The following is a 19,836-nucleotide window of genomic DNA, read 5'->3' as shown; positions in this document are numbered from 1 at the left end:
AAATTATTTAATTCCCATCGCAGCGTAATAGGCGGCACCCATTAAAGCGGTTTTGTCATTCAGTACAATTTTCACGGGTATGGTTTTTAGTAAATGTTCCATTCTTCCAACGTTGACAAAATTTTTGTAAAATTCTTTTTTATCGATTAAACTTAGAATTTTTGGAGCAATTCCGCCACCGATGAAAATTCCTCCTGTAGCCTTAGCTTTCAAGGCAAGCTGACTCGACTCTGTGGCAAGATATTTCAAAAACAGTTGGAGGGTTTCAATACAAACTGCATCCTTTTTTTCGATGGCTGCTGCCGAAATAACTTTAGCTGAATGGTCGATTTTTAGTTTTTGCTTTAGCCATTCTGGTTCTTCGTCATCTCTAAATTTTCGTAGGAATTCGTAAATGTTGAGGATTCCCTGACCGGATGCGACACGTTCCCAACTTACATGATCAAATTTTACATTTAGAAATTTCCTTAATTCCAAATCCAAGTCATCAACGGGTGCAAAATTGCAGTGTCCACCTTCCGTCGCGTACGGATGAAATTTTGAACCATCCCAATACATTCCGGCTTCTCCCAAACCTGTTCCGGGTGAAATTACGATGGCGTTACCTTCATTTTTCTCTCCATCAATAAGGCTTTCAAAGTCTGCATCTTCCAGCGCCGACAATCCGTAAGCATTGGCTTGAAGATCGTTGATGAGTAAAACGGTCTTGATATTCAGATCTTTTTCCAGTTTTTTTGCATCAATTTCCCAGGCAAAGTTCACGCCCCGAACTTTGTCACCATCAACCGGTCCGGCAACTCCCAGACATGCGCAATCAATAATTAAAGATTTATCGTCGTGAAATTCATGAATGGCCGTAACAAAAGAGTCGTGGTCACTTGTCGGGTAGCGCTGGTTTTTGAGGGAAACCAACTTTCCGTCTTTAATTTTGAAAAGCGCGAGTTCTGTTTTTGTTCCGCCCACGTCTGCTGCCAAAACCAATCCGGAATTTGGTAATTTATTTTCTTGTGATGGATAAGCCATTGCTAATCGGGCTTCAGAAATATCGGGTAAGGAAATTGATTTGAAATTTTCCATTTGAAATTTGTTTTTAGTGTTGTGATTTGTCTTATTTATTTTGAGGTATTTATACATATTGAAAAAAGCCGTGCTCGCTTCTTAAAATTTGTTTTGATCTTCGTTTATAATCATTAAAGCCTGTCTTCAACTTGTTTTTTCTCTAGGTTTTCATTTTCATTTATTGCAATAACGATCTGGTCGGCGATCCATTCTGGTGCTTCAAACGGACTTAAATGTCCGATCCCTTTGGTTGTCACTAATTTCGCATTTTTTAAATAGGGGAGAACTTGATTTTTGATGACCTTCGGAGTAATATTCGGATCATCTTCGGAGGAAAAAATCGTGATTGGTAAGTCTAGGTTTAGGAGTTGATCCGCAATCGAATGTTGAGTGCCATGCTCGATCCACCATCGCCACGTTTCAGGATCGGTGCTTAATTGTGTTTCAATCGCCAACTCGAGCTGCTGATCGCTCAATGTTTTTTTTACGGAACCTTCAATTATTTTTTCCGCGATTCCCGGTTCCTGATGTTTTAACATCCTTTCTTTGTCATTTTCAGAAATATCTTCAGTCGTGGGAGGCGATGGTGCTATTAAAATGATCTGCTGAATATTATCTGGAGAATCAGCCGCGATTTGCAAAGCTATTTTTCCGCCCATAGAATGTCCGATTAAGGTATATTTAGTGATATTTTTCGCCTCCATTTCTTTTTTTACAAAATCCGCGAAATTTTCAATAGAAATATTTTTCAGAGAAGTCGTGGAACCAAATCCCGGTAGAGTGACCGCAATACAGCAAAATTCTTTTGATAGTTTCTCTATAACCCAGCTCCAGCTTGCGGCAGATCCTCCAAAATAATGCAGGAATACCAGTGTGTTTTTATGGTTTATCAATTGGGAATTTATTTTAGAATCGTTCATTTTAGTTACAATTTTATTCTCAAGATCGATTTAAAATTAAATATATTTTAATCGATAGTTTACGAAAAGACGAAGTTCTTAAAAAGATATAACGCTAAATATGTATAAAATTAATTATCTAAAATCAAGATTATTCTATCACTAATTCGTCTGGAAGATCAGGTCTAGCAATGCATATTTCTAGCCAAGCACACTCAAAAAAAAATCTTTAAAACATTAAATGTCTGATATCGAAACTGGATTTAGATATGAAAATTTTCTTTGATCGCTGGATTAAACAGTAACTTTAAACCGAATTCAGTTTTCCTTCAGAATTTTGAGTTACATTTCTAAAAAATTTCAATGAAAATTTTACTAATAGAAGATGAAGTTCAGTTGAGCAAAAGTATTTTGTCTTATTTAAAAGACGAGAAATACAGTTGTGATCTTGCAGAAAATTTCGCTTCTGCCCAGGAAAAATTAGAATCTTTTGACTACGATTGCATTTTGCTGGATATCACTTTGCCCGACGGAAATGGTTTAAATCTTCTAAAATTTTTAAAAGAAGAAAATAAATCGGATGGCGTGATCATTATTTCTGCAAAAAATTCTCTGGACGATAAAATAAGTGGTTTGCAATTGGGTGCAGATGATTATTTGCCGAAACCTTTTCATCTCTCAGAACTGGGTGCCAGAATTTCTTCTGTTATTAGAAGACGACAATTTCAGGGAAATACTGCAATTATAATTAACGATTTAGAGATTGATACTAATTCAAAAGGTATTTCATTTAATAAAAAGTTGATCGATTTTACCCGAAAAGAGTATGATATTTTGTTGTATTTAAGTGTGAATAAAAACAAAATCATTTCGAAAAACGCCATTGCAGAGCATATTGCGGAAGACAATATCGATTTCTTTGACAATTTTGATTTTCTATACGCACACATCAAAAACATTAAGAAAAAACTGGCAAATATTGGTGCGCAAGATTGCATAAAATCAGTTTATGGAATGGGTTATAAAATTGAAGCAAAATGAAATCAACACTAATATTTTGTAAAATAAAGATCTCCATATGAAACTGACGCACTATATCTCTTTGCGGTACATTGGTGTCACGGTTTTGGTGATGCTCATTTCCATACCCGTTTTCTATGTGGTGCTCCAAAATGTTCTCACGAGAAATATTGATGAAAATTTACAGGATCAAAAAACATTAATTACGCATAAACTGCAGAAATTACAGAATGAAAATTTTGTGAATTTTCAGGATGCCATCAGTATTGAAAAGAATCCGGCCCAACTTCAAAAAGAAAAGCTTTTCACGGATGACGTTTTTAGTCAGCTCGACAATGAGATAGAATCTTACCGAATTCTGCAATTTTCTGTAAAAACTCCGCAGCATAATTATAATGTCCACGTAAAACAGTCACTCGTGGAAAGTGAGGATCTCATGAAAACCATTCTCTATCTTTTAATATCGATTCTCTTCATACTCACCATAACTTTACTCCTCATCAATGCGCAGATCAAACAAAAAATCTGGAAACCTTTTTACAAAACGGTCGAGGAATTGAAAAATTTTCGGGTCGATGATTTAAATGGTTTGAATTTAGAAAAATCAAAAATAAATGAATTCAGTGATCTGAATCAATCTTTAAACGCTTTATCAGCGGTCAATCAGAAGGTTTATCAGTCTCAAAAAGAATTTACGGAAAACGCCTCTCACGAATTACAAACACCTTTAGCAATTTTACAAAACAACGTAGAATTATTTTGGCAAACAGAAACAATTTCGGCGGAACAGGCGGGAATTTTAGAAGAAATTTCTGGGGCCACAAGCAGAATGAGCCGATTAAATAAATCTCTCTTGCTGCTTTCGAAGATAGAGAACAAACAATTTAATGATATTCAGGAAGTAAATTTAAATCGATTAGTAGAGGATTTTTTTAAAAATTATCACGAGCAGATCAAGTTTAAAAATATAAAACTGGAAACGCATTTATCAAAGTTTTTCATTTTGAAAATGGATTTTAGTCTGGCCGAGATTTTAGTTGGAAATCTACTTTTGAATGCTTTAAAATATGCGCCAAAAAACAGCAGGGTAGATGTTATATTTACGGAAGATGAAATGCGTATTTCAAATCAGTCGGAAGGTTCAGGTTTAGAGGAAGGTAAATTATTTAAAAGATTTCAGCGCCAAAGCCAGCAGGAAAACAGCACCGGTTTAGGTCTGGAAATCGCCCGAAAAATTGCAGTTTCCTTTGATTTAAATTTGAATTACAAATTTGAAAATGGTCGGCATTTTTTTATATTAAACCGTTGAAATTTAACCACAAAAGCTGCAAAAGTTTTGATATACAAAGGAAATAATTTACTTTTTAAAGCGAACATCAATTCTTAAAAATCTACAGATTTTTTTCTTTTGTAAACTTTTTCTCTAACTATTTTCAATAAAATCTTTTGTGACTTTTGCGGTTAAGAAATTTAGGATAATAATTATTATATAGAATTCAGATTTCAAACAGATTTGCATTTTACTTTTGAATTTCACATTAAGATTTGAAATTCAATGCAAGACATTTTTAAATATAAAATCATTCCTATTTTGTTTTTAGTATTGATGAATACTACATTTATCAAGGCGCAAAGTGAAAACACACTCGCTTATTATTTACAAGTTTCTCACCAGAATAATCCCAATCTAAAAGACTTTACCAATCAAATTTCAATCACAGCTTTAGACAGTATTAAAACGCGGCGTGATTACGGTTTCAAAGTGAATGGAATTGCAGATGCTTCTTATTCGCCCGTTATAAGTGGTTTTGGATATAATGGAAACACGACGATTAACGGCAAAAACGCAACTTTTATTGGCAGGGTTTCCCGAGATTTTATCAGCAAAAAATATTACAACGCAAAACTAAATTCTTTTTCACTCGCAATTCAGCAACTTTTAAATCAGAAAAATTTGTCTGCTTTAAATTTAAAAAAAGCCATTACAGAGCAATATCTTTTGGCGTATGAAAATCAAGAACAGACCAAAATTGATCAGGAAATTATTCATATTTTCTCTCAGGAAGATTTAGTTTTAAAGAAGCTCACCCAAAAATCTGTCTTTCGGCAAACCGATTATCTAACCTTTAAAGTGACGCAGCAACAAACTGAACTGCTTCAGAAACAGCATTTGGCGGATCTTCAAAATAATTTTGGCTTACTGCAATATCTTTCCGGAAGATCTGAAACTGAAACTTCCACTTTACAAAAGCCCAGTTTTGGTTTAGAAGAAAATTTAGATTTTCAAAAAAGTGTTTATGCAGAAACTTTCCGGACGGACAGTTTGAAATTGGCGAACGATATTCAATTAATAAATTACAGTTATCAGCCGAAACTGGCTCTTTTCGCAGACGGCGGTTATTCATCGGCATTACTTCAAACTCCTTATAAAAACTTTGGAGTAAGCGCCGGACTTTCCCTCAATATTCCTATTTACGACGGCCATCAAAGGGAATTATCCATCTCGCAGAAAAAAATAGAACTGGATACTAAAAAAGAATATGCATCTTTTTATTTAAAGCAATACAATCAGCAAAAAGCTCAGATCAAAAATCAAATTCTGCAGTACAGAAAAATGGTCAATCTCGCGGAAAATCAGATGAAATATTCCCAGACTTTAATAGAAGCCAATTTAAAACAATTACCGACGGGAGATGTAAGAATGGTCGATTTTATTTTGGCAATTACGAATTATACCAATCTAAAAAGCGGACTTTTACAGTATAAAATGCAGGTTTTGCGTTTAGAAAATCAACTTGATAATATGCTACTTCAATGATTAAAATGTTTAAACTTTTTCCAATCTTATTGCTCGCTTTTATTTTGTTTTCCTGCAAAAAAAAGGCAGATCAAACTGCGGTTGCTGATTCCGTTGTCATTTCTGCAACGCCGGTTTCTGTGGCATTTCCCACAGATACGCTTTCGATTGATAATTCTGTTTCTATTAATGCAACGGCAACTTATTTATTAAAATCCGATGTAAAAGCCAATGCGACGGGTTACATCACCAATGTTAGAATTAATCTGGGCGATCCGGTTCGAAAAGGTCAGTTATTGTTTTCTGTGCAAACAAAAGAATCGCGCGCTTTGGGAAATACCATCAATAAATTAGACCGGTCTTTTCGCTTTTCGGGCGTGACGACGGTGACTTCTCCTGCAACAGGATATGTTAATTTATTGAATCATCAGATTGGCGATTATGTGCAGGAAGGGGAAATTTTAGCAGGAATTACAGATTCTTCGAGTTTTGGATTTGTAATGAATGTGCCTTATGAATACCACGATATGCTCGTTAATAATAAAAATTTAGTAATAAATCTTCCCGATGGGAAAACCATAAATGGTCATATCGCAAAAGTACTTCCGGCAGTCGATATGGTTTCTCAAACTGAAAAAGTTTTAGTAAAACCAAATGATAATATTTCTATTCCAGAGAATTTAATTGTCAGTATCAATTTAAAAAATCAAAAAAATGACACAGGTATTTACGTTCCTAAAAGTGCAGTTTTAACGGACGAAACACAAACAAAATTTTGGATAATGAAATTGAAAAATGACAATATTGCAGTAAAGATTGATGTAGTAAAAGGTACAGAAAATGAAAATTATGTACAGATAATTTCGGGTAATATTAATTTAAAAGACAGGATTATATCTACTGGAAACTATGGTTTAGAAAATAATGCTAAAGTAAAAGTTACACCTTGAAATTTTAACACATTAGTTTATTAATAAAGCGCAAAAAAGTAAACATAAGAGCACATTAGATGGAAAAATCTTTGATTTTTATCCTTTGTGAACTTTTTCTCTTAATGATTTCAAGTAAACTAATGTGACTAATGTGTTAAAAAAATCCTTTGTGAAAAAGTCTTTGTGCCTTTGTGGTAAAATAACTCAAAGTAAATTAGTATGAAAAATTCCTTTTTTGTAAAATATAATAGTCCACTTTTGGTCATGATCCTGCTGTTGCTGATTGGCGGTATATTTTCCTATACTCAAATTAAATCTTCCCTATTTCCCCAGATCACTTTTCCGAAAATAAAAATTATTGCTGAAGCAGGACAACAACCGGTTGATCAAATGACAGTTGCCGTGACGCGACCGCTGGAAAATGCTGTAAAATTAGTTCCGGATTTACAATTACTGAAAAGTACAACGAGTCGCGGAAGTTGTGAAATTTCTGCTTTTATGGACTGGAATGCTAACATTGATTTAAGCCAGCAACAGATCGAGGCGAAAATAAATGAGATAAAAAACCAACTTCCGCCCAATACCAATATCACGGTGGAAAAGATGAATCCCGCCATTTTACCGGTGATGGGTTACACATTAAATTCTACGTCGCTTTCGCCAATTGCCTTAAAACAATTAGCACTTTATACCATCAAACCTTTTCTCTCACAAGTTCCGGGCGTTAGCGACATCAGAATAATTGGTGGCGAAGACAAAGAATTTTGGGCAATTTTAGATCAGGGAGAAATGACAAGGTTGGGTTTAAATCCAAAGGATATCGAAACTGCGCTCAACGAAACGAATTTTATAAAATCCAACGGTTATTCTTCAGATTATAATTTTCTTTATTTAACGTTGACGGATTCCCAAATCACCAATTTAGACGAATTGGCAAATGTAGTGCTGAAAAATGAGGGAAACAGAGCCGTTTATTTTAAAGACATTGCAAAAATTGAAGTCCACAAAGCAAAACAATATATAAAAGTAAACGCTAATGGAACGGAAAGTATTCTAATAGCCGTAGTACAGCAGCCCAACGCAAATGTGGTAGATGTTGGTGCAGCCATGGAAGCAAAAATTGCTGACCTGCAGAAAACTTTACCGAAAGATGTGGTTATAAAACCATATTACGTACAAGCAGATTTTGTGAACAGTTCCATCAAAAGTGTGACAGATGCACTTTTAATAGGACTTTTATTGGCAATAGTGGTCGCCATTTTATTTCTAAAATCCTGGAAAGCCAGTGCAACTATATTAATTACAATTCCGGTTACTATTTGTCTGACGATGGTTATTTTGTACGCAACCGGCGCGACTTTCAATATCATGACCTTGGGCGCAATTGCCGCGGCAATCGGTTTGATCATTGATGATGCCATTGTAATTGTAGAGCAAATCCACAGAACACACGAAGAATTTCCCGAGGAAAACAGCAAAACTTTAGTTCAGAAAGCCGTCAACTATTTATTGAAAGCAATGGTCGGTTCTTCTTTAAGTACGATTGTGATTTTTCTGCCTTTTCTGCTCATGAGCGGCGTTGCAGGAGCATATTTTAAAGTGATGACGAATACAATGATCATTACTTTAGTCAGTTCGTTTTTCGTGTCCTGGCTTTTGTTGCCCGTAATTTATTTGTTTCTATCTAAAAATAAAACTGTAAAAAAAGAGGAAATTCATCATGATGTAAAGGAAAGAAAATGGGTAGGATTTTTCATCCGAAAACCAATTTTCTCTTATATTTTTATGGGGATTTTAGTTTTGTCAACTGCGCTTATTATCCCCAATATCGCCACAGGATTTTTACCAGATATGGATGAAGGAAGTATTATTTTGGATTATAATTCACCACCCGGAACTTCATTGGAAGAAACGGATCGGGAACTGCGGGAAGTAGAAAAAATCATCAAAGCAAATCCACAGGTTGAAGCCTACAGCCGAAGAACAGGAACGCAAATGGGGTTTTTTATTACCGAACCCAATCGTGGCGATTATTTAATTAATTTAAAAAAAGACCGAACCCAAACTACGGCAGAAGTTACAGACGAAATTCGGGCAAAAATTGAAGAAACAGGATTGCCTTTGACGGTTGATTTTGGGCAAGTTATTACGGATATGTTGGGCGATTTGATGAGTTCTGCGCAACCCATTGAAATTAAAATTTTTGGGAATGATGTTCCCACGATTCAAAAGTATTCCCAGCAAATTGCAAAAATTGTAGAAAAAACGTCCGGCACTGCCGATGTTTTTGATGGGATTTTAATTGCCGGTCCGTCCATTCAAATTAAACCAAATTTTGGCATTTTAGCGCAATACCAAATTTCGCCACAGAATTTCCAGTATCAAACCCAAACGATTTTGAGTGGAAATACTGTCGGAGATCTGTTTGATAAAAATCAATTTACGCCGATCCGAATTTTATATAATAATCAATCCAATGCTTCGCTTCAGCAAATTCAAAATAGTATGATCTCTTTGCCAAATGGACAATTGAAACCGCTGAAAGAGTTTGCAAAAGTGTCTGTTTTGAAAGGTTCTGCTCAAATAGAGCGAGAAGAATTACAAAATGTCGGCATCGTAACGGCGCGTTTGGATAATGGCGATTTAGGTGGAACAATTAAAAAAATTCAGACTGAAATTGACAAAAATATTAAATTTCCCACTGGTTACAGCGTTTCTTATGGCGGCGCTTATGCAGAACAGCAGAAATCTTTTAGTGAATTATTATTGATTTTATTTGTTTCAAGTTTGCTTGTATTCACAACTATATTATTTCTTTTTAGAAATTTAAAAGTCGCATTTCTCATATTATTAGTTTCTATTTTAGGGATTTCCGGCAGTTTTATTTTACTCTTTTTAACCAACACACCACTAAACGTCGGAAGTTACACCGGATTGATTATGATGGTCGGGATCATCGGCGAAAACGCTATTTTTACCTATCTGCAGTTTGAAGAAAGTCTGGTAGAAAAATCCCGTCAAGACGCTATTATTTATGCTATTAGCACAAGATTACGTCCAAAATTAATGACGGCTTTAGGTGCAATTATCGCTTTAATGCCGCTCGCTTTGGGAATTGGAACCGGCGCTCAAATGCATCAGCCTTTAGCAATAGCGGTCATCGGTGGATTTATTATCACGTTGCCTCTGTTGTTAATTGTCTTTCCAACTTTATTGAATAAATTAGAATTTAAAGAAAAAACTCTAAAAAATGAAATAGAATAAATTTTTTATTTGGTAGTCTCGTCTGTGGACGAGAGTTTGCGTTCCCTCCCGATTTTAAATCGCGATCCACTAAAGTCGGGCTGCAAAATATCGCCAAAACAAATTATTAGTTAACATAAAAATCTAAATAAAATAATGAAAATTAAACTGCTCTTTTTAGCAATTTCCGGACTTTTAATTCAAACTAAAGCGCAAACAAAAACAGAAACTTTTAAAGTTCTCAAAACAATTCCTATCAGTGGAAATGGCGGTTGGGATCTGTTAACCCTTAATCCGACCAATCATTTTATTTACGCAAGTCATTCCAATCAGATTAATATCATCAATGTGGAAACGTCGATGTCTGAAGGAATTATTGAAAACCAAAGTGGCACCCACGGAATTGCTTTTGATAAAAATAACAGAGGTTACATAACGAATGGAAAAACCAATTCAGTTTTTGTATTTGATGTGAAAACAAATGAAAAGATAGCAATCATAGAAGTTGAGAAGAAACCTGACGCGATTATTTTTGATAATTTTTCGGGAAAAATAATCCTTGGAAATGCCGACAGTAATAATATGAGCATCATTGATCCGAAAAATTTAAAAGTGGAAAAAACAATTAAATTAATCGGAAATCCAGAACTAATAGTGAGTAACGGAAAAGGTAAAATTTACGTGAACACCGAAGATCAGGCGAAAATTGCTGAAATAAATATGAAATCTGGTTTGGTAACGCGCTATTTTTCTTTGGGAAAAGATACTGGTCCAACAGGTTTAGCCATGGATACTAAAACTCACCGCTTATTTGTTGGCTGTCAAGAGCATTTGGTCGTGGTGAATTCCGATACCGGACAAGTAATTACCTCTTTACCAATTGCGGAAGGTTGTGATGGGGTAGAATTTGATCCAGGATCCAAAACGATTTTCGCCGCGACCTATTCCGGCGTAATTTCTACCTATCTGGAAAAATCTAAAAACGAATTTGTGGCTTTGGCAGACATTAAAACTGAATCCGGCGCCAGAACTTTAGCGATCGATGTAAAAACACAGAAAATCTATTTGCCGACTGCTGAATATGGAACGGTTGAAAATCCGGTGAATCACAGATTTCCAGTAAAAGACGGTACTTTTCATATTTTGGAAGTAGGGAAATAGTTTAAAACTTTGTATTTACGATTGTTATTTTTAAGATTGCCTTCCTCCGGAATGCAAGATTCTACTTAGTATTGTTATTACACAGATAATGTTCCGCTGGAACATTTATTACGGATTTTTCATAAGTTAAAATAGTGGAAAATTAATTTTATAAAGGATAAATGTTTTTTAATTATGTCAATGACCGTAATGATTCCAGCGGAATCATATCTGTTTAGAATATATTAAAACGTGAAATTTTGGCGTTCCGGAGGAATGCTATCTGAAGAAGTTATAATTTTTTGATTTCACGATTATCTTTCAAATTATCGGAAATCTTTGTTTCACCGAAACTTTGCAACCCGATTTGAGCGGATCCCGATGTAAAATCGGGAGAAAGCCGAATGTCTCGTCCACAGCCGAGATTGCCCAAAAAATTCTAACTAATAAATTAATGTTAAATATCCTTTCCTGGCTATAAATTCAGATTCTCTACAGATTGGTGTCGCAGATTTGTATTAGAGATTGGAACAAATTCAATCCTAAACTTTAGTATAAATCAAATGAAAAAGTCAGCAATTGTACTATCAATCATTTTCGCGCTTGGAGCAGGAACAATCACTGCACAACAAATGAGCAAAGGAGACGATGTTCCTATGGTCGTGAAAAACGCCTTTAAAAAAGATTATCCGCAGGTAAAAAACGTGAAATGGGACGATGAACACGGAACTTACGAAGCAGAATTTAAGTTAAATAACAAAGATATGTCTGTCACTTACAGTGCAAAAGGCATGAAAGAAGAAACTGAAACCTCTTTGACAGTATCAGAATTACCTAAAAATGTAATTTCTTATGTGGCTCAAAAAAAATACGGAAAAATAAAAGAAGCCGCCAAAATCGTAAAAGCAGATGGTTCTGTGGTTTACGAAGCGGAAGTAAAAAGCGGAGATCTACTGTTTAATGCAAATGGAACTTTTCAAAAATTAAATGTTGAAAACGACTAAAAAATGTAAAGGCAATCAATAATTTTGGTTGCCTTTTTTTTTAATTCTTTAATCCATTTCTGATGAAAACAACGCACCGCCAAAGTATTTCTCCATCCCTTTTTAAATATTTTCCCCTGCTATTTCTGATGTATTTCCAATTAGGATTTGCTCAAAAAGATACTTTGCAGGATTCTTTAAGAGTACCTGAAAACAAACTGAAAATAAAACAATTTATTATTCCGGCGGCTTTTGTGACGTATGGTTTTGTCTCTTTGGCAAATCCGAAATTAAACAGAACCACGAATAACGAACTTCGGGAAGATCACCCAAATTTCATTACGCATGTAGATAATTATTCCCAGTTTGCACCAGGAGTTGCAGTTTTTGCCTTAAATGCTTTTGGAGTAAAAGGTAAACACAACTGGAAAGATGCCGCATTGATTTACGGAACTACCATTGCGGTTACAACTGCAGTTGTTTTTCCTTTAAAAAAATTAACAAAAGAAGAACGTCCAGACCATTCCGGTTTCAATTCTTTTCCATCCGGTCATACTGCGATTGCTTTTGCTTCTGCGGAGTTTCTCCTCCAGGAATATAAAGATACTTCACCCTGGATTGGTTACGCAGGTTATACCGTTGCCGCAGCGACGGGAATTATACGGATGTACAATAACAAACACTGGCTTGGAGATGTAGTTGCAGGTGCCGGTTTCGGGATTGCTTCTGCAAAATTGTCCTACTTTTTATACGATAAAGTTTTTCTGAAGAACGGTTGGCATTTTACTTTAACACCGGTTTACAATAACAAAAACGTAAGTCTCGCCTACACTTATCAATTTTAATTTTAAAGATGCTCAAACCGATCTTATTTTTATTGGTCCTTTTATCAATCTGCATTTCTGCACAGACTGAAAAAGACGATGTTCTAGGAAAATGGATCGCTACAGATAAAAGTGTCGCAGTGCAGGTTTATCGACATGGCAATGACTTTAAAGCGAAAGTAATTTGGTTTGATGAACGGTTAGGAAGTGGAACTCCGATGAATTCGCGACATGATTCGCAGAACCCTGATGTAAATCTTCGTACCAGAAAAGTAATAGGAATGGATATTCTGGAAGGTCTGACTTATAATGCTGATAAAAAGCGATGGGAAAATGGCAAAATTTATGACGCTTCAAGTGGTAGAATCTGGGATACTTTCGCAGAAATAAATGAGGAAGGAAAATTGTGTGTTCGTGGTTTTTGGAAATTTACCTGGATCGGCAAAAGTCTTTATTTCAACAGATTATAAACAGCTCGTTTTTTTTTAACACACCTCAAACAAAAATATCAATTATGAAAAATACAGCGATCAACAGAGTAGCCAGTTTAGGTTTACTATTTTGGCTCATCAAAATTCTCTCCACAACCGTCGGAGAAACTGCTGCAGATTATGTTTCTGTAGATCTGAAAGTAGGTTTAATCTGGACAACCATTTTAATGGGAGCGATTACCATTGGAGCAGTAATCTGGAATTTTAAACAAAAGAAATATTTCCCGCCATCATATTGGTTTTTAATCGTGATGATGAGTATAGAAGGAACTTTGATCACGGATATTTTGGTAGATCAATTTGGAATTTCACTGTTGGTTTTAGATGGGATTTTTACCATCGCGATGATCGTTCTGTTCGTTACCTGGAACAAAAAAGAACACACTTTATCCATTCATGATATAAATAATGACACCCGGGAAAAATTCTATTGGATCATCGTTTTAACTACGTTTGCTTTGGGAACCGGAGTTGGAGATACGGTTTCAGAATATTTGAATTTCGGATATTTAAATTCATTGATTCTTTTCGGATGTATCTTTATTTTAGTCGGAGTTTTATATTATTTTAAAGTCGTCAACAATGTTTTAGCCTTTTGGATCGCATTTATTGTGACAAGACCGATCGGTGCATCTTTGGGCGATCTGTTTATTCAGGCTCCAAAAGACGGTGGATTAGGTTTGTCGATTGGATTGATCAATATCGTGTTTTTTATTGTGATCATTGGTGCAGTGTTTTATCTGAGTTTAATTTCTAAAAAGGAAGTTTTGTCTTCGATATCTAAATTAACATAAACGCAAGTTGATTAGTTATGAAAGAAGTTTCGCTCAACAGAAGCCGATACAAATACTCCGTCGTATATTTTCGTTTAGATCAATGATAGAAGAAGATGTAAGATGTTAATGCAAAATGAATAGAATCTTCAATGAACATAATTTATAATTGGTAATCTGCAATAGATTTTTTTTTTAATAAATAGAAAACATCAAAATTGAAAAAGTTTTACCGAAAGAAATTGTGTAATTACAACAGTTTTCGTAGCAAACGTTCAGTGAGACTTTTCTGATTTCAATTCCGCAGAAAATATGCAAAAATTTAGAAATGATAATTTTTCCATAGATCATTTCACTGCTGAATTTTACAATAATAATTCCCAGTTTTATTTTGCCAGAGAGAATGGAAACCGTGATTGGCTATTTAAAATTAAATTTTGGCCACGCTCAGACCGAATTCGGGAAGCCAACGCGATGGAAATAAAGCGGATTTATGTTCTGATAAATTACCATGGAAGAACAATAAGCAAAGTTCTATATGATAAAGCGCTAAAAATTGCGCGGGATTTAAAATGCGATTATTTGTGGTTAAGAGTTTGGGAAAATGACAGGGCAATTTCTCTTTATAAAAATAATGGTCTTGTGGAATTTGCCAAACATTCCTTTATGGTGGACGATGATGATCAAACGGACCTTATGATGAAATATGAATTTGCGCGTTAGAATTTTTGACGGAAGTAAATTTCTAGATTCAAGAATAAAAGAGAAAAAAGCCCTGAATAAATTAATAATCAGGGCCTTTTTATTTATGCGTGCGGCTTAATATGCCAAATTAATTCTTGTTGAGGTTCATCCCAATCTACCTGGATGATCTCGCCGGCTTTTACTTCTTCGCGTACAATTTTTTTCGAAATCGGTCGAGCCAAGCGGGAACGAATAACGCCCGAAATTTGTCTTGCGCCATATTTGCTGCTGAATCCATTTACCGCTAAGTTATGAACTGCCTCATCACTTATTTCTAATTCCATTCCTAAACGTTCTAAGGATTTGATAAGAGACTTTAACTGAATTCTAAAAATGCGTTCTGCGATACCTTCGGTAATTGGTGCAAAAGGAATAATTTCTGTAATTCTAGCCAAAAACTCGGGTCTAAATTTCCCTGAATTCGACATGATCTGCATTAAACTTTTGGAATCCGGAGTTACGCCTTCTTCAAACTTTTTAACGATTTCTTCACTTCCGATATTGGAGGTAAATAATATTAGAGCGTTGCTGAAATCGCCTTCTTTTCCTAATTTATCGTGAACTTTTCCTTCATCCATGATCTGTAGAAAAACATCAAAAACGGACGGATGCGCTTTTTCAATCTCGTCAAAAAGAACAACGGTGTAAGGTTGCTGGCGGATCTTATTAACCAGCATTCCACCTTCCTCATAACCAACATATCCCGGAGGCGCGCCATAAAGCAAAGCTGCCGAATGTTCTTCTTTAAATTCGGACATATCAAAACGAACCATGGCTTTTTCATCATTAAAGAGAAGTTCTGCCATCGATTTTGCTAATTCTGTTTTCCCGGTTCCTGTTGGTCCGAGTAAGAAAAAGGAGCCAATTGGCTGCCCCGGCTTGTTAAGGCCACTTCGACTTTCAACAATTGCATCGGACAAAACTTTTAGGGCATGATCCTGACCAACAACTCTTTTCAAAAGAAGAGATTCCATGTTTATAAGTTTCTCTTTTTCCTGGGCCTGAATTTTCCCGATAGGAATTCCTGTTTTCGCCGCCATAACGGCTGCCAGTTCCAGTTTATTTACTTTCTCTCTTTTTACCGCTGCGTGCGTTAAAAGTTCCGCATACGTGTCTTCTATAATTTTCTTGATCTGATCTACGCTCATAGAGTTGTCAATCTCATTCTGTTCTTCCAAAGAACCCCATAAAATCGGACTTAAGCGGTCCTGCAATAATCTGAAATGCCAAATTAGTTCTTCAACCAAATCAGATTCTACGGCATATTCTGCGTTAATTAAAGCATCATATTCCTCTTTCCATTTTGCGAGTTCTTTTTCCGAGAGTTCGTCCAGCATTTTAATGGCTGCCATGGTTCTGTCTAATAAATCAATAGCGGCATCGGGAAGTTTTTTACCTTTTGCATATCTTTTTGAAAGTCGGACGCATTCTGGCAAAGCAGCTCGATCCACTTCAACATTGTGGTGTAATTTGTATCCATCAAGAACCACTTCGATCATTTTAACGCAGGTTGCGTCATCGGGTTCTTCGATTTCTAAAACTTCAAAACGGCGGTTAAATGCTTTTTCAGGTTCGATGATCTTTCGATATTCTTCCTGAGTTGTGGCGCCGATCACAGTCAATTCTCCGCGTGCCAGTTCAGGTTTTAAAAGGTTGGCTACATTTCCGGCACTTCCTTTAGAATCTAAAAGCGCGTGGATTTCATCAATAAACAAGACGGCCTTTTCCATTTGTTTACATTCGTTGATGACTTTTTTCAGGCGGTCTTCGATTTCACCTTTGTAAGATGTTCCGGCTAATAATGCGCCAGTGTCGAGTTCTAAAAGGGTAGCATTCTTCAATAATTCCGGGACATTTCCTTTGTTTATTTCTTCGGCAAAACCTTCTATTAAAGCTGTTTTTCCAACACCAGGTTCGCCTACGATGATCACGTTGGGTTTTGATCTTCGACAAAGAATCTCTATCAACATTCGAAGTTCTTTATCCCGCCCGATGATTTGATCTAATTTACCCTGTTTTGCCTGCAAAGTTTTGTCGACACAATAGCTGCTGATCGCAGGAAAGGAACCGTTGTCTTTGAAGGGCGAATCAAAAAGTGCATCCGTTTTATCACCGATATTCTGATCTTCGCCTCGGTAATGATTTAAAATTTCATTTTCCCGAAGCGGTAAAGATTTTAATTCCTGTGCATCATACACAACATGAGGTTTAGCAATACTCGCCAAAATACAAATAGGAGTGATCTCGTCTAAACCGAGTCTTACACTAATTTCATCAGCTTCCTGCAATATTTTTTTTACGTCCTCAGCCTGTGCAACTTCTTCTGGCAAATGTGCGGTTTTGGGATAATCTTCGATACGAACCTCGGCCCATTCGTAAAAATAGCTCGGATCTTTATCTATACTTTTTAAAAAATCGCGCAACCCAATATCCTGGTGCATTAAGGCTTGTAAAAGATGAGGCGCACCAAAGGTGGCATTGTAATTTTCTCTCGCGATAGACTGTGAAATATGAAACAGCTGTTTTACGGTTTCGTTCGATATTAATACGCTCATGTAGTCTTGATTAGTAATGTTTAGATGGTATTCAAATATAAATTATTTATTCGTAACAAATTGAGTCTTGGTGGAATTTATTTCACTTAGATTAATTAAAAATTTACAGAATATGAATTTTTTGTTCATAAATGCTGACCATTTAATTATTTGAATCTTAAATGTGGATGATTTTTAATTCTTATTTCTAGTCGAAATTAATAACTGAGTTCAGAATAAATTGCGTCGAGTACTCACTTCCATCACTTACTTACAGTATATAAAATGAAACTGATATCAGAAGTCCTGAAATTTACGCTTTCCTAAAGATTAAACCTGTTCCTAGCCTCAATTCTTATTTTTAAAGAAGAAGAATATTAAATTTATTTAACATGAATTTGTAAATGCTTCGTAATGAAGCGTGTCAGTTTCTGTTTTTAAATAATCATAATGTTTTAAGCTAAACTTTGAGTTCTTACCGCTTTTTGTTTTTATACTTTGATAAAATATTATATATTTATAAAATATTATGACAAGTGGCATATTTACGTTTATGGTGAATTTTTTTATCCATGTGTAATTACTGCATTTGACCTGAATGCAAGCTGTAACTAAAATAGAAATTGATGGATAAAAAATCTACTGGTGTAGTTCGTTTTTCTGTAGCTGATAACGACTTTTATTTCAAGCAGTTTTTACTGAAAATGCTCTTAGAAAATCCTTTCTACAGAGTTGTTAATGACTGTAATAATGGTCATGAACTTATTAACAGGTTATTTTGGAAACAGGAAGATGTTTTTCTTATCAATCTATACATGCCGATTCTAAGCGGTTTAGAAGCTATTAAATTTATCCGCCAATCCAACACGCATACCCCGATCATTACTTACTCTGGAACATACCAAAGTGATATGGATGAAGTTATATCGGAGATTCCCAATACATATTACTGCCAAAAAAGCAGCATTGTGATTAAAGATATTCTGAAAAACTCTATATTATCGGATAATGTAGAATTTTCGGAATATCAAAAAGAATGGTCGAATCAGATGCAGGAAGTTCAAAATTATTTAGACCGCCAAAAAAAGAGTCAGCAGGAATTATCGGTATCAGAAATTCAGATGATAAAACTTTGTTATGATGGATTCAGCAACAAAGATATTGGGGAACGAATGAATCTTAGCGCAAGAACGGTGGACACCTATGTTAAAAGACTTACCGAAAAGCTGGGTTTAAAGACCAAGTTTGAGCTGGTTCGTTTTTGTGTAGAAAGTGGTTATTACAATACAAGTATTTAAAAAAGTAGGAAAATGAATTCGTCAGGACAGGAAAAATTAAATAAGAAAGCAGTAAATATAGGTATCTGGGGATTTATATCCTCTTTTGTCATTCTTACCGGTGTAAGTTTTCTTGCACTCTTCATGTTTTTTAAAAGCAGTGAATTTCAACAGAAAGAGATCGCAGAATCGGTGAGTAAATATATTACACTGCAAAGTAAAGATGAACTTTTACAGGACAGAATGGAAACCATTTACTCGCGAATGAACATGCTGGCTTCGGACAAAGTACAGAATGAAGTTTTTCTTCGCGATAATATTATTGAGTCGATCCGGGACTGTAAAAATATTATGGGTCAGGACAGTATTAAAGAATTCAAGCAATATTCAACCCTTATTAGAAATATGAGCGAAATGATCAACCTGAAAAACGATTTGATCTCGGTATCATCTCAGGAACAGATCGCCATGCGAAATTTGCAGGAATGCCAGTCGCGCTTAAATGGTGCAAGCGAAAATTTAATGAACAGTGTTCCGAAACCCATTAAGCGACCAACGCTAAGACGACGTTAAAAAAAGAGATTATGCAGTTACAGATCACGTTATCAAAAAAAGAAAAACGATATTATTTCATCTATCTCTTAGCGATGCTTTTTTTAGGCGTTCTTTTTTTAGGGATCATTTTCTTACATAAAATAGAATCTCCATTTAGCACTTCCGATGCTATTGCGATAAAAACATTAAAGCAGAAAGGTATTTTTGATGACCGCCAAAAATCCGTTCAACCGCTCGTAGACAGTACTTTCATCAAGATGAAAAGACTTAGTAGTGAAAAGCCACAACCTGTAGAAGAGAATGAACTGAAATATGAGATCGGCGATATTAAGGATGCTTTCTCGGATGTTATTATTACAGATTCCAGAAAAAATAATTATCCGCTCATTGCGAAATATTACAAAATGTATTTCGACGATAAAAAGATCATCGTTAAAAAGAACGATAATCTAAAAACGTTTACAAAGCAGTTTGAGGAATGTACCATTGGTATAAAAGAACTTCAGCAACAAATAAATCTGCGTAAAAACGCACAGATCATGGGAAGCCGAAATTAGAACTAAAA

At 35.3% G+C, this 19,836-nt stretch carries 17 protein-coding genes; 14 read left to right on the top strand and 3 right to left on the bottom strand.

All coding sequences use genetic code 11. From position 1 onward, the window contains the following. Window positions 1-3: 3 nt before the first annotated feature. Both glk and ACZ9HT_RS09535 read right to left on the bottom strand, forming a co-directional pair. Window positions 4-1,077 (bottom strand): glucokinase, encoded by a 1,074-nt coding sequence (glk, locus tag ACZ9HT_RS09540; protein ID WP_476040259.1) that lies wholly within the window; start codon window positions 1,075-1,077, stop codon window positions 4-6. 113 nt (window positions 1,078-1,190) lie between these two features. Continuing rightward, window positions 1,191-1,979, bottom strand: a complete 789-nt coding sequence (locus tag ACZ9HT_RS09535) for an alpha/beta fold hydrolase (protein WP_476040258.1) — start codon at window positions 1,977-1,979, stop codon at window positions 1,191-1,193. Between the two features lie 342 nt (window positions 1,980-2,321). Here ACZ9HT_RS09535 and ACZ9HT_RS09530 point away from each other — a divergent pair, with 342 nt between their 5' ends. The 11 genes from ACZ9HT_RS09530 (at window position 2,322) to ACZ9HT_RS09480 (ending at window position 14,884) form a co-directional block, all read left to right on the top strand. Beyond that, window positions 2,322-2,999 carry a response regulator transcription factor gene (locus ACZ9HT_RS09530; RefSeq protein ID WP_476040257.1) on the top strand — a complete coding sequence of 226 codons (678 nt, stop codon included), beginning with the start codon at window positions 2,322-2,324 and terminating at the stop codon, window positions 2,997-2,999. Between the two features lie 37 nt (window positions 3,000-3,036). Beyond that, window positions 3,037-4,287: a PorY family sensor histidine kinase gene (gene porY / locus ACZ9HT_RS09525; RefSeq protein WP_476040256.1), complete on the top strand. Its 1,251-nt coding sequence runs from the start codon at window positions 3,037-3,039 to the stop codon at window positions 4,285-4,287. A 246-nt stretch (window positions 4,288-4,533) separates the two neighbouring features. Continuing rightward, window positions 4,534-5,796 carry a TolC family protein gene (locus ACZ9HT_RS09520; protein WP_476040255.1) on the top strand — a complete coding sequence of 421 codons (1,263 nt, stop codon included), beginning with the start codon at window positions 4,534-4,536 and terminating at the stop codon, window positions 5,794-5,796. 5 nt (window positions 5,797-5,801) lie between these two features. Continuing rightward, on the top strand, window positions 5,802-6,725 hold the full coding sequence (locus tag ACZ9HT_RS09515; RefSeq protein WP_476040254.1) for an efflux RND transporter periplasmic adaptor subunit: 924 nt from the start codon (window positions 5,802-5,804) through the stop codon (window positions 6,723-6,725). Window positions 6,726-6,926: 201 nt separating this feature from the next. After that, window positions 6,927-9,971, top strand: a complete 3,045-nt coding sequence (locus ACZ9HT_RS09510; protein ID WP_476040253.1) for an efflux RND transporter permease subunit — start codon at window positions 6,927-6,929, stop codon at window positions 9,969-9,971. A gap of 135 nt (window positions 9,972-10,106) precedes the next feature. Further along, window positions 10,107-11,111, top strand: a complete 1,005-nt coding sequence (locus ACZ9HT_RS09505; RefSeq protein ID WP_476040252.1) for a YncE family protein — start codon at window positions 10,107-10,109, stop codon at window positions 11,109-11,111. 542 nt (window positions 11,112-11,653) lie between these two features. Further along, window positions 11,654-12,094, top strand: a complete 441-nt coding sequence (locus tag ACZ9HT_RS09500; RefSeq protein WP_476040251.1) for a PepSY-like domain-containing protein — start codon at window positions 11,654-11,656, stop codon at window positions 12,092-12,094. 62 nt (window positions 12,095-12,156) lie between these two features. Beyond that, window positions 12,157-12,918 (top strand): phosphatase PAP2 family protein, encoded by a 762-nt coding sequence (locus ACZ9HT_RS09495; protein ID WP_476040250.1) that lies wholly within the window; start codon window positions 12,157-12,159, stop codon window positions 12,916-12,918. Between the two features lie 8 nt (window positions 12,919-12,926). Next, window positions 12,927-13,367 (top strand): DUF2147 domain-containing protein, encoded by a 441-nt coding sequence (locus ACZ9HT_RS09490; protein ID WP_476040249.1) that lies wholly within the window; start codon window positions 12,927-12,929, stop codon window positions 13,365-13,367. A gap of 44 nt (window positions 13,368-13,411) precedes the next feature. After that, complete coding sequence (locus ACZ9HT_RS09485) at window positions 13,412-14,182, top strand: COG4705 family protein (protein ID WP_476040248.1); 771 nt, start codon at window positions 13,412-13,414, stop codon at window positions 14,180-14,182. A gap of 291 nt (window positions 14,183-14,473) precedes the next feature. After that, window positions 14,474-14,884 carry a GNAT family N-acetyltransferase gene (locus tag ACZ9HT_RS09480; RefSeq protein ID WP_476040247.1) on the top strand — a complete coding sequence of 137 codons (411 nt, stop codon included), beginning with the start codon at window positions 14,474-14,476 and terminating at the stop codon, window positions 14,882-14,884. 83 nt (window positions 14,885-14,967) lie between these two features. Here ACZ9HT_RS09480 and ACZ9HT_RS09475 read toward each other — a convergent pair whose 3' ends face one another. Next, entirely contained in the window at window positions 14,968-17,460 is a 2,493-nt protein-coding gene (locus ACZ9HT_RS09475) for an ATP-dependent Clp protease ATP-binding subunit (protein ID WP_476040246.1), read from the bottom strand. A gap of 605 nt (window positions 17,461-18,065) precedes the next feature. Here ACZ9HT_RS09475 and ACZ9HT_RS09470 point away from each other — a divergent pair. From ACZ9HT_RS09470 to tssO (ACZ9HT_RS09460), 3 genes are read left to right on the top strand one after another with little or no spacing between them, the layout of a single operon-like run. Then, window positions 18,066-18,737, top strand: coding sequence for a LuxR C-terminal-related transcriptional regulator (locus tag ACZ9HT_RS09470; RefSeq protein ID WP_476040245.1), 672 nt, complete (start codon window positions 18,066-18,068; stop codon window positions 18,735-18,737). 12 nt (window positions 18,738-18,749) lie between these two features. Further along, a complete protein-coding gene (gene tssO, locus ACZ9HT_RS09465; protein ID WP_476040244.1) occupies window positions 18,750-19,289 on the top strand; it encodes a type VI secretion system TssO in 540 nt (179 codons plus the stop codon). An 11-nt stretch (window positions 19,290-19,300) separates the two neighbouring features. After that, a complete protein-coding gene (tssO, locus tag ACZ9HT_RS09460; RefSeq protein WP_476040243.1) occupies window positions 19,301-19,828 on the top strand; it encodes a type VI secretion system TssO in 528 nt (175 codons plus the stop codon). Window positions 19,829-19,836: the final 8 nt, after the last annotated feature.

The sequence above is a fragment of the Chryseobacterium sp. UYP7 genome (genome assembly GCF_056279225.1).
The sequence above is the reverse complement of the archived record's forward strand: the minus strand, read 5'-3'. Positions and strand labels throughout refer to the sequence as shown.